This window comes from Fodinibius sp. GM21 (assembly GCF_058386955.1).
This window is the reverse complement of sequence record NZ_JBYEIQ010000005.1, coordinates 85,366-100,293: the sequence shown is the minus strand read 5'-3', so window position 1 is coordinate 100,293 and position 14,928 is coordinate 85,366. Positions and strand designations below refer to the sequence as shown.

General features: G+C 41.9%; 16 protein-coding genes. All 16 read right to left on the bottom strand.

Translation table 11 applies throughout. The annotated features are described in order from the left end of the window. Positions 1 to 18: 18 nt before the first annotated feature. The 16 genes from ACT3IB_RS13445 to ACT3IB_RS13370 all read right to left on the bottom strand — a co-directional run bounded on the left by ACT3IB_RS13445 (position 19) and on the right by ACT3IB_RS13370 (position 14,839). Positions 19 to 1,137 carry an ABC transporter permease gene (locus ACT3IB_RS13445; RefSeq protein ID WP_491539538.1) on the bottom strand — a complete coding sequence of 373 codons (1,119 nt, stop codon included), beginning with the start codon at positions 1,135 to 1,137 and terminating at the stop codon, positions 19 to 21. Continuing rightward, a complete protein-coding gene (locus tag ACT3IB_RS13440; protein WP_491539537.1) occupies positions 1,134 to 2,267 on the bottom strand; it encodes an ABC transporter permease in 1,134 nt (377 codons plus the stop codon). Before ACT3IB_RS13440 ends, ACT3IB_RS13445 begins: the two co-directional genes overlap by 4 nt. Beyond that, positions 2,260 to 3,000 carry an ABC transporter ATP-binding protein gene (locus ACT3IB_RS13435; RefSeq protein ID WP_491539626.1) on the bottom strand — a complete coding sequence of 247 codons (741 nt, stop codon included), beginning with the start codon at positions 2,998 to 3,000 and terminating at the stop codon, positions 2,260 to 2,262. Before ACT3IB_RS13435 ends, ACT3IB_RS13440 begins: the two co-directional genes overlap by 8 nt. Further along, positions 2,993 to 3,916 carry an ABC transporter ATP-binding protein gene (locus ACT3IB_RS13430; protein WP_491539536.1) on the bottom strand — a complete coding sequence of 308 codons (924 nt, stop codon included), beginning with the start codon at positions 3,914 to 3,916 and terminating at the stop codon, positions 2,993 to 2,995. Before ACT3IB_RS13430 ends, ACT3IB_RS13435 begins: the two co-directional genes overlap by 8 nt. A gap of 99 nt (positions 3,917 to 4,015) precedes the next feature. Continuing rightward, the gene (locus ACT3IB_RS13425) at positions 4,016 to 4,918 is read right to left on the bottom strand and encodes an HlyD family secretion protein (RefSeq protein WP_491539535.1); all 903 of its coding nucleotides are present in this window, start codon (positions 4,916 to 4,918) and stop codon (positions 4,016 to 4,018) included. A gap of 7 nt (positions 4,919 to 4,925) precedes the next feature. Beyond that, positions 4,926 to 6,206 carry a TolC family protein gene (locus ACT3IB_RS13420; protein ID WP_491539534.1) on the bottom strand — a complete coding sequence of 427 codons (1,281 nt, stop codon included), beginning with the start codon at positions 6,204 to 6,206 and terminating at the stop codon, positions 4,926 to 4,928. A 6-nt stretch (positions 6,207 to 6,212) separates the two neighbouring features. Continuing rightward, positions 6,213 to 6,818: a TetR/AcrR family transcriptional regulator gene (locus ACT3IB_RS13415; RefSeq protein ID WP_491539533.1), complete on the bottom strand. Its 606-nt coding sequence runs from the start codon at positions 6,816 to 6,818 to the stop codon at positions 6,213 to 6,215. Positions 6,819 to 7,109: 291 nt separating this feature from the next. After that, complete coding sequence (locus ACT3IB_RS13410) at positions 7,110 to 8,822, bottom strand: ATP-binding protein (RefSeq protein WP_491539532.1); 1,713 nt, start codon at positions 8,820 to 8,822, stop codon at positions 7,110 to 7,112. A 24-nt stretch (positions 8,823 to 8,846) separates the two neighbouring features. Further along, positions 8,847 to 10,127: a hemolysin family protein gene (locus ACT3IB_RS13405; protein ID WP_491539531.1), complete on the bottom strand. Its 1,281-nt coding sequence runs from the start codon at positions 10,125 to 10,127 to the stop codon at positions 8,847 to 8,849. Positions 10,128 to 10,229: 102 nt separating this feature from the next. Next, positions 10,230 to 11,006: an enoyl-CoA hydratase/isomerase family protein gene (locus tag ACT3IB_RS13400; RefSeq protein WP_491539530.1), complete on the bottom strand. Its 777-nt coding sequence runs from the start codon at positions 11,004 to 11,006 to the stop codon at positions 10,230 to 10,232. Positions 11,007 to 11,015: 9 nt separating this feature from the next. Next, positions 11,016 to 11,912, bottom strand: coding sequence for a hypothetical protein (locus ACT3IB_RS13395; RefSeq protein ID WP_491539529.1), 897 nt, complete (start codon positions 11,910 to 11,912; stop codon positions 11,016 to 11,018). Positions 11,913 to 11,918: 6 nt separating this feature from the next. Next, on the bottom strand, positions 11,919 to 12,359 hold the full coding sequence (locus ACT3IB_RS13390; protein WP_491539528.1) for a hypothetical protein: 441 nt from the start codon (positions 12,357 to 12,359) through the stop codon (positions 11,919 to 11,921). 16 nt (positions 12,360 to 12,375) lie between these two features. Beyond that, on the bottom strand, positions 12,376 to 13,164 hold the full coding sequence (locus ACT3IB_RS13385) for a PspA/IM30 family protein (protein WP_491539527.1): 789 nt from the start codon (positions 13,162 to 13,164) through the stop codon (positions 12,376 to 12,378). Between the two features lie 360 nt (positions 13,165 to 13,524). Beyond that, positions 13,525 to 14,181 (bottom strand): phosphoribosyltransferase, encoded by a 657-nt coding sequence (locus tag ACT3IB_RS13380; protein WP_491539526.1) that lies wholly within the window; start codon positions 14,179 to 14,181, stop codon positions 13,525 to 13,527. Positions 14,182 to 14,198: 17 nt separating this feature from the next. After that, complete coding sequence (locus ACT3IB_RS13375; RefSeq protein ID WP_491539525.1) at positions 14,199 to 14,432, bottom strand: hypothetical protein; 234 nt, start codon at positions 14,430 to 14,432, stop codon at positions 14,199 to 14,201. Between the two features lie 2 nt (positions 14,433 to 14,434). Then, positions 14,435 to 14,839: a TraR/DksA family transcriptional regulator gene (locus tag ACT3IB_RS13370; RefSeq protein WP_491539524.1), complete on the bottom strand. Its 405-nt coding sequence runs from the start codon at positions 14,837 to 14,839 to the stop codon at positions 14,435 to 14,437. Positions 14,840 to 14,928: the final 89 nt, after the last annotated feature.

The following is a 14,928-nucleotide window of genomic DNA, read 5'->3' as shown; positions in this document are numbered from 1 at the left end:
TGTTTGTAGGCTACAAATTTAAGAGCTAGATTTACGATACCTGAAAATAGCGGCCGGCAAAATCACTCCCGCCATTACCGCAAGTAACGCGACTAAATGCTGAACCTCTCCCCATCCTGCTCCTTTAAGCATCACACTTCGCATTATCTCGATAAAATGAGCAATAGGATTGAAAATGGTAAGATCCTGTGCCCAAACCGGCATGCTTTCAATGGGAGTAAACAATCCACCCATCAGTATGAATACGACCATAAGAAACCAAGCAATAAACATGGCTTGCTGTTGGGTATCTGTGACTGTTGATATAAATAATCCAAGTCCCTGCACGACCAGTAAAAAGATTCCGGCAATCCCAAAAAGTAGCCATGCACTACCTACAAAGGGTACGCCAAATCCATAGCGGGCAATAAGCAAACCAATTGCCAGCTCGAAAAGTGCAATAATCCAGAATGGCAATAACTTTCCGGTAATAAACTGATAGCGTTTGATCGGCGTAACATTAAGCTGCTCGATAGTCCCAATTTCCCGTTCACGTACAATATTCATCCCCGACAAAAACATCCCGATCATCGAAACAAGCACCACTAAAATACCGGGTACCATATATTGGATATAATCAAGGTTGGGATTGTACCAACTGGCGGGAATCACTTTTATACCTTGCCGATTCATCAGCTCAACGTTTTCAACTTCCGGACCAACTCTACTGCTATAGTCCTGAATAATTGATCGCCCATAACCCTGAATGAGTCCGGCAGTTGTTCCATCCACGGCATCAATATTCAGTTGCACTGAAGCAGGCTGCCCCGATTTTAGGCGTTTTTCAAAATCCTGAGGAATTACCAACGCCAATCGGATATCATTACTACGCATTTTCTCGATTCCATCATCCACATCAAAAGAACTGCTTTGCAGATTAAAATATCCGGAGGCCTGAAATTTCTGTACTAACTCATGGGATGCTGATGATTGGTCAAAATCTACCAAATGAAAATTCACTTCCCGGAGTTCGTACGTCGCAGCAAAGGATAAGACAACCAGCTGCACTACAGGCATAAGAAATATAATCGGCAACATTCCCTTATTGCGAAAAACCTGCAGGAACTCCTTTTGTAAAAGAAATTTTATTGTTCTCATTGCAATCTTACTTTAAAGTTCTTCACGCTCAATGCAATAAATCCGAGCGTCATCACAAGCAGTATCAACGTTTCTTTCCAGAGCAATAGTAGGCTCGAATCTTTGAGCATGATGCTGCGAACAATTACTAAAAACCAACGAGCAGGAATTAAATTACTAATCCATTGCAACGGCCAGGGCATGCTGGAAATCGGAAAGATGAATCCCGACAAAAGTACGGTAGGCAATAAAAGGCCAGCCAGTGCTACCATCATTGCTGTCTGTTGGTCGTTGGCTTTGGTAGAGATAAATACGCCGAGTGCCAAAGCGGTGAAAATGAATAGCAAAGATTCCGTCATAAAAAGTCCGTATGAGCCACGAAACGGAACTCCAAATACCCATTTGGCCAGTGCCAAAACCGTAAGCACATTTACAAAAGCCAATACCAAATAAGGCAAGACTTTACCAATAATAATCTGTGCTGGACGAAGGGGCGAAACGAGCAAAATCTCCATATTTCCCATCTCCTTTTCACGAGTGATAGAAATAGAAGTCATCAGTGCAGAAATGAGCATTAATATTACGGCAATGAGTCCCGGCACAAATAAATTTACACTTTCGAGCTGGGGATTAAATAGCATATTAGCATTCGCTACAACTCCCCTATTCTGCTTATCGGGCGGACCGATCTTAGGCTGTTGCCAGTCCACAATAATGGAGGTGGAATACTGCTGGATGAGCTGCGCTAAATTGGGATTGGAAGCATCGGTTATAATATTTACTGCAGGCTGCTCGTCTCGCTGCAACTTACGGGCAAAATCAGATTCAAAAATAATAACCTCATCAACTTTTCCCTGCTGAAATAGCTCGTCAATTTCATCGTACCTTTGGATAGATCCTTCCACTGCAAAATAATTTGAGGCGTCAATTTTTCCGGTAATCTGACGAGTCACTTTATCTTTTGAATGATCCAATACCGCAACCTTGGCATTTTCTACCTCATTTCGGATGGCAAAACCAAAAAGCAACATCTGTATGATGGGCATCCCAAAAAGTACCAGCAGCGTCCGCTTATCGCGGTAAATCTGCTTAAATTCTTTTACGACAAAGCCGTTAAAGGCAGCTATTTTATTTTGTATTCGATTATTCACCACGATCGGCACCCCGGGCAAGCCTGATAAATACCTCCTCAACATCATCGGCGTTAAACTGTTTTTTTAATGCTGCAGGCGTATTCAGTGCATCAATGCGACCATCCACCATGATGGAAACTCGATCACAATATTCCGCCTCATCCATATAGTGTGTCGTTACAAAAACCGTTGTCCCTTCCTCAGCCACCTTGTAAATTTGTTCCCAAAACTGTCGCCGTGTTATGGGATCAACACCGCCGGTAGGTTCATCCAGAAAAACGATCTGGGGTTCATGAATTAGGGCTACCGAAAACGCCAATTTCTGCTTCCAACCCAGCGGTAATGCCCCTATCATCTTTTTCTGAAGCTCTTGCATATCCAGCATCTCAATTAGCTGATTCGACTTTTGGCTAATTTCTTTATCAGAAAGTCCATAAATACCGCCATACAACCGGATATTTTCACGCACCGTTAAATCTTCATACAACGAAAACTTCTGACTCATATAGCCAATCTGCTGTTTGATCTGCTCTGCTTTCTTTTCAACGTCCAATCCTGCCACACTTGCAGTTCCTTCCGTCGGAGCCAATAGCCCTGTTAACATGCGCATAGCAGTGGTTTTGCCGGCTCCATTAGCACCCAGAAAACCAAAAATTTCTCCGCGCCCTACCTCAAATGAGATATGATCTACGGCTGTAAAATCACCGAATTTTCGGGTTAGATTTTCTGCTTTGATTATTGGATTACCCATCATCCACCTCCTGCTCCATTAACCGCATAAAGGTATCCTCAATGTCAGGCATAACTTTCTTCACTATGGGATTAGTGATTCCATTCGCTTGTAAATAGTTTTTTAATTCTTTCTTGCCCACACCGGTTCGCTGATCGGTGTAATGGATGAATTCTCCAAACGGCTGAACCGAATCCGAAAATTCGTAATCGCGAAGAACCTGAATTAGCCGGTATTTATTGGAAGAGGTTACAGCCCAAAGCTCTTTATCAAATCGGTCGGTGATCGCTTCAGGTGTATCCACGGATAAAATATTTCCATCCTGCATTAATGCTACACGATTGCATTGTTCAGCCTCATCCATATACGGCGTAGAAACCAATATAGTAATATCCTGTTCTTTGAGACGATGCAGCATTTGCCAGAACTCTTTCCGCGAAACCGCATCGACGCCAGTCGTCGGTTCGTCCAAAAAAAGTACTTCCGGCTTATGGATGAGCGCGCAGCTTAACGCCAGCTTCTGTTTCATTCCACCTGACAAAGCCCCTGCCTTACGATCCTTAAACGGTTCCAGCTGCTGATAAATCGGCTTGATAAGATCGTAATTAGCCTCCACGGTTGTACCAAAAACAGCGGCAAAGAAAGAGAGATTCTCCTCCACCGATAAATCTTGATAGAGCGAAAACCGCCCCGGCATATACCCTACCCGGGGACGTATTTTCTTGTATTCAGCAATAACATCCAACCCCAACACAAGAGCAGTGCCGGCATCTGGTTTTAACAAGGTTGTTAGCATGCGAAAGAGGGTGGTTTTTCCGGCCCCATCCGGCCCAATAAGTCCAAAAAGTTCTCCCCTACTAACTTCAAATGAGATGCTTTTAACAGCCTCTATCTTGCCGTAAGATTTTTCGATATTTTGGACGTTAATAGGTTTCATGATTCATTGAATGTGTCATCCTGAACTTGTTTCAAGGATCTTCAGACTATTTGAATTATAGATGCTGAAATGAATTCAGCATGACATGTTGCTTTACAACTAAAAGTTCACCTCTCCGGGCATGCCAATTTTCAGGATTCCATCGGGATTTGGTACTTTTATTTTCAATGCATAAACCTGCGTTACGCGCTCCTCTTTGGTCTGAATCATCTTGGGCGTAAATTCGGCCTGTGATGCAATCCAGCTTATTTTTCCACTCAACTGCTGATTCTCCTCTGCATTTTCATCAACCAATACCTCTACCGATTGTCCCAATGTTACCGATGGCAGCTGAGCACCGCTCACGTAAGCCCGTAATTCGAGAGTATCTAAATTCGCAATCTGATAGAGCGGTTGTCCCTGACCCACGAGCTCATGCGCCTCAACATAGGTCGTAAGCACCGTACCATTTACAGGGTTGACCACATGGGCATCGTCAAGCTGTTGCTCAATTTGATTTAATCTGGCATCTATTGATTTCATTTCTGCACGCACCGAATTCTTCTGGGTTTCCAAGGCCTGAATCTGTTTCTGCATCGTCTGCACATTTCCTTGTGCATCATCCAATTGCTGCTCAGTAGCCGCACTATCTTTTCGCATTGCCAGAATTCTCTGCAGATTTTTTTGAGCCGTCTGCAATTTTTGCTGCTGAACGGCAATTTCTGCATCAATAGTCTCTATTTTGGCTTCTGCAGCTTCCCGCTGTGAATACAGTTCATCCATCTTCAGATTCAGCTGTACCGTATCAATTACTGCCACCTTTTTCCCAGCTGCAATGGCTTCCCCCTCCGAAGCGGTAAATGACAACAGCTCACCGGATACTTTAGCTGAAACAGTAGTTTCCACCGCTTCAAATTGCCCGTAAGCGTCTGATTTTTCGTTATTCGCGCATCCACCCGCCACCAAAATTAAGAGAATGCCTAACAATGATTTATACAAATTATTTCCCTTGGATCTCATCATATTGTCCTTATCTGTGTTCTGAAATACCTAATGTTGTTATATAATCTATTTTTGATTGCACCAACTTTGTTCGGTGAATCATCTGCGAAAGACGAGCCTGCGTAACCTTATTCAGCTCAGTGATATATTCCGTAGCGGTGACACTGCCGTTCTTCATCTGGCTGGCTTTCTCTTTCACCACTTTTTCTCGCAGCACTATAATCTGTTGATCTCGCTCTAATTTCTCCTTAAACAATGCTATCTGCTCTCTGATTTTACTTAAACTGGCTTTTAACTGACGCTCAAATGCCCGTTCTTCCTCGGATATTGTCTTCTGCTGCAACTGATATATCTGCTCTTTTTTTACTGCATTCTGCGCATTCCAAAAGCTCCAACGTAATCGCAAGCCCACCATGTAAAAAGCATGAAGGTTATCATCAAATACATTGTAGCCCGGACGTCCGTAAGCGGCACTCCCGAATGCAGATAGTGAGGGCCATTTCTCGGTCTGAGCCAATTCTTTCTGGTACCTCAACACTTCCCGATTGTTTTCAAAGAGTCCGAACTCAGGTCGTTGCCTCGGCATCTCTTTCCCGGCAGGCAAATCAACTTGTGGCATTTCAAGCCTGCTATTGGGATTGAGCTCTTTACCGATAAGCTCACTCAACATTTGATATCCTGACTTGATGTTCGTTTGTATTTCTGCGGAATCTTGTCGGGCGTTGATGAGCTCGGCATCCAGCGTGTATTTTTGACTCGGGAGGAGCACACCATGCTCTACTTTAGAGGATACCTCCTTGATCCGGGCCCTTAGGTTTTCCATCAGCGTGCTAATAACGCGAAGCTGCTCCTGAGCTAACAATATCCCAAAATATACTTGGTTAACCTGTTCTTTAATTTGACGCAACTGCACTTTGGTGGCTTTATTCTTTCCCTGTCCACGAATTTCCTCAAGCTCCTTTTTAATGCCTACAGCTCCGCTATTAAAAATAGTCTGCGATGCCTCTAGCGTAGCTTTATATTGATCTTTACTAAGCTCAGGAGCAGTAAACTGGCCTCCTGATGGAAACGGAAGATCAGTCACCTCGGATTGGTACGTTGCGGTTGCACTGAAATTTAGTTGTGGATAAGCAGCCGTACCGGCGATCTTTTTGTTGAGTTCGGTAATATCATCTTGCAGGTCAACCTTTTCTGCCAATGGATAGCTTGCTTCTATTTGCCTGTGAATATCCTCAAGCGAAAGTGTATCCTTTGGGATCGGCTGTACACCTAGCAAGGTGATTATTGAAAACAGCAGCGCAGTTAGCATATCGAATTACTTTTTAACGGCGTTTAAAATAAATTTTGGCAGTTCTTTCTTGCGTTTCTCTAAAAATTGTTGAAACTGCTCATCATTCATTTCAAAGATTGTTTCAATCATGGGACGAGCAATCAAAGGAAATACACAAAGACCGATGGTATTAATGATAAACTCACGGGGATTAATCTTTTGCATAGTCCCTGATTCAATTTCAGAACGAATTTGATTTACAAATGTCTCTGGAATTTCAAAACCCATATTTTTCACGAATTCTTTGAAGCGTTCGGGATGCTGATTCATCTCGTGAATAACAAAGCGTGGCAGATGAGGTTGTGCCTTAAACATCTCGTAATAGGTTTCTACCAGCTTTTCTATTTTGGGAATGAGTGCTAAATCTGCATTCAGTACCTTAAGTATTTCAGGAAAAAACTGTCTAATGCTATCCTGGAATACTTTCTGAAAAAGTTTGTCTTTGCTACGGAAATAGTAGTGCAACATTGATTTATTAATGCCTGCCTCGTCTGCAATTTCCTGCATTCGTGCACCGGCAAAACCACGTTCCTGAAAAATCTGTTTTGCCGCTTCTAATATCTGTTCCTCGGTCTGTAATTCTTCTGCCATAGTTCAATTTGCTTCAAATTCAATTCTAAGTTAATGACTTCAACTAAAAAATTCAACTATTTAGTTAAACTATATAGTTATCATCAATGAATATATTCTGACGGGACTCTCTTTTTTTAATATTGAGGCAAAGTTAATCCCGGTATGTCGGGGTCAGCATGAGACAGAGATGAATTTAAAAGCTTTAAATAACTACCCTAAAAACACACTAATTGCTATCAGGGGTAGAAGGAAGCTTGTGATATTTTTTAATTGGATTGCAAATACAACAACCCAGCCAGCAATGCACCTTTAGCCAATACGATATTTCAATTCTTCGATTTTACTAAGAATCTCACCACGGTCCATTTCCTGGTATCGTTCGGGCAACAATTCTTTGGAGGTACATTCGATAACCGCGCTGAGTGTTTGCAGTTCAATTTCTTCGGGATAGGTGGGCGGAAGAAAATCGTTTAGAGCAATATCTAAAATTTCGGGCGTAACCTTCTCCAAATCTTGTGCAGCTGCGCGGAATTTTGCTCGTGTAAGGGCCGCTTCCATATCTGCACCGGAGAACGTTTTTAATCCCTGTTCAATAACTTGTGGAATGTATTCTTCGGTAAGCTGCAAGCCCGTTTTCTTTTTCATAGCGTTGAAAAGATCCACCCTTTCTTCTTTGGTATGCGGTGGAAATAAAGCCAAGTGTTCTTCGGCTCGTCCCTGCCGCTTAAGATCCACCGGCATAAGATCTGGACGTGCCGTCATTAAGAACCAGATAATTTCACCTCTATTTCGGGTATCACTCATAAACGTAGCAATCTGTGAAAATACGCGACTGGAAACACCACTGTCACCACTAGCGTCACGATCGCCAAGATAGGCATCGGCTTCATCAATCATCACCGCTACCGGAGACATCGCTTTGAGCAGACCCAGTATTTTCTCCAAATTTCCTTCAGTCACACCCTGCCATTGGCTGCGAAAGTTTTTCAGTTTCACCATCGGTATTCCCACTTCACTTGCAAAGCAGGTAACCAAAAAAGTTTTTCCTGTACCAACGGGACCACAGACCAGATATCCCATTGGTAGCACATCTTGTCGGCCAGATTTTAGGGCTTTGACAGCATATCGCAGATGCTCTTTTACTTTGGTATGTCCCGCTACGTTTTCCAGGGTATATTCTGTTTCCACAAATTCTAACAGACCATAGGCTTCCGCCTCAATCAATTCTTTCTTTGCTTCGGATAATCGATCATGCGTAATATTTTCTTTATTCTCTCTGGCATTGGAAAGAATGCTACGCAGATTTATAAAATTTAGACCGGCCGTCTGCTGAGCTACAACCTTTTCGCTGACATTTGAAAATGCCTGAAATTCCTCATCTGAGGACTCATAATCGATGAACTGTTGACGCTGCTGCTCATTGGGAATATTGATTTTAATATCCGTGGTGTAGGGATTTTGTACCAGCGTTTTATTTAGATCTGCAAGATTTTCGGTGAGCAATACCGTTGTAAAATCTGCCGCCAAGAACATGGGATCATGTGCCCATCGCGAGAGGTATACCATCGCTGTACGATCTTCTGAACCGCTGGCTCCAGCTTCATTCATAGGCACGATGGTATCGGCGTAATCAACAATCAACGCAATACTCTTTTTGTCATCGATACGTACACGGAAATATTGCTCCAGCAATGAAAAAACACGCACCGGATCCTTCGGCATTTTATTCGCGTAATCCGTACCCATTAAAGAGTCTCGGCCGGACAAAGCTCGGTTGAAATCTTTTTTTGACTCTCCATCACGAAAGTAAATACCCGATGATCGATCATAGAAAATGACGTAATCACGCGCGCCGAAAAACTCTTCTGACAAAAACGATTTAAGGCGTACAAAATCCGTCTGCTTTTTGCGTTGGAGCGGAACCAAGTCGTGTACATTCCCATGCAGGATAAACTGATTAATCGTACGGCTTAAATATTTCTGGGCAAACTCTTGGGCCCAACTGGGATAATGGTCAAACATAAGCGTTGTATTTGGTGGAAATGATCAGAGTTGATCCATCACAATTACTTTAACGGTCTCGATGCGGCTTGGTGTTGCTTTACTGATAATGATCTTTTTGCCGTCAATTAATAGCTCTTCATTGACCTTTGGTATCCGCCCCAATTCATTAATGATATACCCGGCTATGGTTTCGTACTCCGTGGATTCCTCTGGCAGATCAATTTCAGGGAATTTTTGAAGCAAATCCTCAATCTCAACTCCACCGCTCAAAATGTAGCTATTGCCGGATATCTTTTTCAGAATTCGGTCTTCCGTATCGTATTCATCCTGAATATCACCCACAACTTCCTCCAAAAGATCTTCAATGGTGATCATTCCCGCTGTACCGCCATATTCATCGATAACAATGGCCACCGAAATATTGGAGCTGCGAAATTCGGAAAGCAGATCTTTCGACTTTTGTGAGGCAGGAACCAACTTAATGGGGCGTATAATTTCGGACAAACTCTTGGGATTACTAAACAGGTCGTAAGCAAAAATAACCCCAATTATATCATCAATAGATTCCTGATAGACGGGAAGCTTGGAAAATCCTGAAGAGATAAAAAGCTTTAGGGTTTCATCAATGCTGGTATTTTTTTCAACGGCCACAATATCTGTACGCGGTATCATGGACTCCTTCACGCGCTTGTTCGAAAGTTCAAGCACGTTGTGGAGGATCTCAGAATCATCTTTGTCCAAGTCATGGCCTCCGCTATCCCGCAACTCTTGAAATATCAGCTCAACATCTTCGCGTCGAAATACTTTGCCCGAGCGATCTACCTTGGGATTAATAAGCCTAATAATTAAATCCGAAGATCTATCAGCAACAAAGATAAGTGGTTTAAAAAGCTGGTTGCACACTTTTTGAGGAATAGCAATTATTTTCATCCACCAATCGGCATTTATGCGGAACAGGGCCTTGGGAATTATTTCACCAAAAAGCATAATAACTACGGAGGCAATAACCGTTTGGATCACTAATACCAATGCTTCGGAAGGCAATACTCCCATCCAACTTTGATAAATTTCGGTAATGGGCCCGACCAAAAAGATTGTCATCAAAGTAGCATATATAACATTAACCACGTTATTGCCTACCAAGGTGGTGGTCAAAAAGGTTTCGGGGTTATGGATAAAATCATTTACAATCCGCCCCGTCCATGAGCCTTTTCGGGACTCGATCTCCAGCTTTAGCCTATTGGAGCTAACAAAAGCTATTTCTGATCCCGAAAAAAAACCGCTGAGAAGTATGGTAAATATTATAAGCAGTAATTCGATCACTATAGTATCTTGTGTACCTTAGCTTGCCCAAGGCATATTACGCATTAATTTGCCGAAATAATTTAAAGGAAATCTCAAAAGAAGATACAGAAAACTATGTTGTTATTTCCCTTTGAACTCAGGTTTTCGTTTTTCAAGAAATGCTGATGTACCTTCCATACAATCTTCGGTTTCGCAAAGTTCGCCAAAAACATCTGCTTCTACCTGATATCCGGAACGATGATCCGAATGATAAACAGCCTTAATAGCATTTCTAACAGCAATTGGACCGTTTTTCAAAATGTTATTTAATAACTCTTTTGAAGCTTCTACTGGATCAGCACTTATTTTATTTACCAAACCGAGCTGCAAGGCTTCTTCAGCCTTTACCTGTTTTCCGGTTAAAATCATTTCCAGGGCACGAGCCTTTCCAATTATCCCGGGCAGGCGTTGCGTGCCTCCGTATCCCGGAATCAACCCCAGTCCAACTTCCGGCAACCCAAACACTGCATTTTCGCCGGCTACGCGTAAATGACACGCCATAGCTAGCTCAGCACCACCACCTAATGCATATCCATTTACGGCTGCAACAACCGGCTTTCGAGTATCCTCGAGAAGTTGAAAAATCTGCTGGCCTTTTTGAGAAGCCATTCTGCCGGACCGATCATCCAGGTCGCGGAGCTCTTTTATATCAGCCCCGGCAACAAAAGCCTTATCCCCGGCACCCTTTACAATAACAGCATTTGTTTCTTCATCAATTTGAATATCCTTAAAAACATCCGCAAGCTCATTCAATACTTCATCATTTAAGGCATTCAGTTTTTGGGGACGATTAATTGTAACAGTGGTTATTCCCTTGTCATCAGTCTCCAACGTAATAGTATTAAGCGATTCACTCATAAAAATACTTTATTCCTTAACTCGACTTGAAGTGTCAACCTTCGAGTCGACTTCTTTTTCCTGTTTTAGTTCATCTTCTATTTCTAAAAAATCAGAATCTAAATCAATATCATCAAGATCGGAACTGTAAGGTAAAATATCACTATCCAAATCATCAATCAGCTGTGATGTTTCTTCAACCTCCTCAAGAAGGTTATCGAGCTGGAAACCAATTTCTTCGGGATTACTCATCGTCATGGATTGCTCATAAATATATCGGATGGCATCTTCTATCGTTTCAAGATGGGTTTCACAGATTAGGTATTTTTCTTTGGCAACCTCAAACTTTTTGAGGCGTTTTTTCAAAATTCCCACGCGCCGGGCAGTAGTTCTTTTCAGTCGTTCCGACTCCATATCATGCATTTCACGCTGCTCTTTCTCAACCTCCTTTTTCAAACTTTCTTCAACCGAGGTATCCATATATAAACGATACCGCTTATGAAGATCTAATAAGGTAAGATAATTAGAGAGAAGTTCTTGGATCTTATCACGAATGTTTTCCAGTAGTCCCTGTGAGCTATACGGAAGCTTATCAAAGTTCTCCTTAATAAGCTTAGCAAGGTGCTTTAACACCAAAAAACGTTTCTGACTTTTTTTATCAAGCTCCTGAAAGGTAGACTTTTCCTTTGCGGCAGGATTTTGCTCCCGCACTTTTTTAAGCTTAATATTTTTTCGGAATCGGGGCAGCCGCGGCACAATCCCCAAATACATAAGCTCAACGCCGAATGTCATGGTAAGAATTAGGCTTGATACCAGACCCATTCCACTCATTGCAAAAGCAGAAATTGCGGCGATTAGCAATACGCCTAAATTAACGGGATGTAAAAATGCTTCGCGCGTAAAATTTATGGATTTGTCATCACTCATAATCACTTACTCCTCTTCAAGTTCATTGTCAGGCTTTTCAGAAGCCCTGCCAATCGTTTTATTGACTTTGATGTTATTTGCCTGTTCTTCAATCTCATTGTACAGGAGTCCCATCTCCATCTTAACTTGCCGCAGGGTATCTTTTGCTTTGGACTTCCTTATCTCCTCATCCATTTCTTGCTGACTAACATCACCACTTTCATCTACAAGGCTATCCATAGCCAAGTCAAGGCGGGCCTCGACCGAGGCCAGTTTATGCTTTACGGAATAAAGAAAATCATCAAACGAGTTCAACATTTCTGTTTTATCCATATTTTTAAGCGCACTTGCGATATTCTGCGTACGCTTGGTCCGTGATGCACGCTCTTTTATTTCGCGCATCTTGCGATAGTGTGTCTTGTACTCTTCTTTGAGACGTTCCCGCTCACTTCTGCTATCGTTAGCCATGGTTCAAAACCATTATTTAGGATTTGGATCGTTCTTTATTGCCGATCGTTTTATCCTGCTGTTTTTCGGGAGTTTGCTCATCAATTTCAATTTCTTCTTTCCCGTCAGATGATCCTACACTCTTTTCTTTTTCAGATGTATCCACCTTACCCATTTCAGCCTTAAATTGTTCTACCAGCTCATGGGCACGTAGCTTCTCAGCATTAGCTTCGATCTCCATCGTTTCCGTATCGATGCTATCCAACGCTAATTCCATGCGGGCTTCATTTTTAGCCGTTTGTTCATTAAGCCGATTGACCATCTCATCATGGGTCTGGTCAAGTCCACCGGTTTCAAATTGCTCCAATGCATCGGCAATTTTTCCTTGCCATTCAGCACGTTCACTGGCACGCATCGCTTCTTTAGCTTCTTGAATCTTGCGATCCTTTTCTCGCATGAATGCTTTTTTAACTTTTATCGCCTTTTCATAGGCCTGCTCAGCAAATTTTAACTGCTCTTTTGTTGTCTGTAAGTTTTCTTTGGCCTTCTCAAGCTGCATAGCGTATCCTTCAGCAATATCGTCACGATCAGCCTGGATTGCAGATTTTATTTTAGCCGTTAAATCCTCAATCTTTTTCTCCAGCTTATTCACCTCTTTCTGGAGCATAATTTTATTCGCCTTTACCGTAGCGATATTTTCATTCATCTGGGGAATCTGATCGTTAAGATCCCGGATATTCTGTTCCAGAATAAGCTTTGGATCTTCCATTGAACTTACGAAACCACCAAATAGCGACTTAATTGCTCGAATAAATCGTTTAAACATGATGTGATTGGTTTTATTAGATTTTGCCCTGCCCTGTCAGTTCTACTTTAAATCTCTGTAGTACAAAGTTGCATTACATATTGCTTCTCTGTGTATCTGAATAACCTAAGTAACAATATACAAAAATCGCAACTTTCAGATATCTTTCAGGTTTAGAAATAGCATACGAAAAGTATTTCAAAATGTTAGAAAAAACTCCATTAAAGATTTTGGCTTTACCAAATAACCAAGACTCCCTAGGATGCCTTGACAGGCGGAAGAGTAAAAAAAAGTATGTTAAACTTTACCATTCCAACAAATTACAACTTAACTGCCTTTTAGTTTTTTGTATTTAGGATAGGCTTAACTGACTCGATGTAATCAATGATCGGAACCGATCTTTTTCCGTGCCTTTTGCCGCCACTGATCCATAAAATGCATCACCTCATTATCAGATAGATTAGTAAAATTTTTGTACGCTTGAGATACGGCCATGAGATTTCTCTTTTTCGCAAGAACTACAACTTCATCAGCCTTTTCTACAAGCTTAGAAACTTGACTGCGAGCCGAAACCGGCGCAGCTACTATAAGTTTTCGGGGATTCAGTTTACGGCACATGTTAATTGCTGCAAATACGGTAGAACCTGTAGCAATCCCATCATCCACCAAAATTATTGTCCGGTCCTTAAAATCTGGCAGCTCCTCCCCTTCCCGATAAGTCTTTATCCGACGTCTTATCTCTTTTTTCTCCCGGGCAATAACGTTCTCAATTATTTCTTTAGTTAAATACTTTTTTGACCACGGATCCAGATACAAGCTTCCATCTTCTGCCAATGCACCAAAAGCAGCTTCGGGTTGTTGGGGATGACCAAGTTTACGTATGACAATTATATCAAAATCACTATTCAACTTTACAGCCACGTGGTATCCTACTTCTACTCCACCACGTGGAATTCCAAGCACCAGCGAATGCTTAGGTTCATACGCCTTTAGTACTTTCGCAAGCTTATTACCGGCATCTTCTCTGTTCAAAAACATATCAGTATTAAATTTTCTCACTGATCCAAATACAGATCAATTTGATCTATACATTTTTTTAGCGCTTCATGTTCGGTTTCACCGCTTGCAGAAATTTTCATACCCTGTTTGCTAGTAACCGTTACTTTTATTCCATCCCAGTGCTTCTCTCTGTCTTTTACAGAGAATCCCCGGTAACTCCTTGAGGCCAATAGATGGGGCCTTTCGTGAAATACAGGGTCCATATCGTATCTGAAGTTTGAATCTTCCATAATTAAAGATCTTTTACCAGTCCTTGTTCTTTAGCTTTAATACTATACCGCGTATGGGGTACCGCCTCCAGTCGACCTTTTGAAATAGGTTTACCGGTAACCTGACAAATGCCATAGGTTTTATTTTCGATGCGTTCCAAAGCATCGTTGATATGCTGAATATATTCCCGTGTTCGTTCAATCTGCAGATAATTCATTTCAGTATCCTGCTCGTCAGTACCCACATCTCCCAAGTGATGCGTAACTGACGAATAATCTGCATCATCAGCCTCACTTGAGTTCTGTTGAGTCCGGCGAATGTCATCCAGTTTTTCCTGAGCTTCGGCTCGTTTTTCAAGAAGCAACTCCTTGAAATATTGCAATTCCTGCTCATCTAAAGGGGGCGTCGTCGTTTGCTTATTATCCATAGTTCCTGCCTTTAAATTATCCTAAGTTGTCTTTAATTATTGCTTAATACGGAAGAAAATCTATCAGAGAGGCGATGAGATTTTTGTAA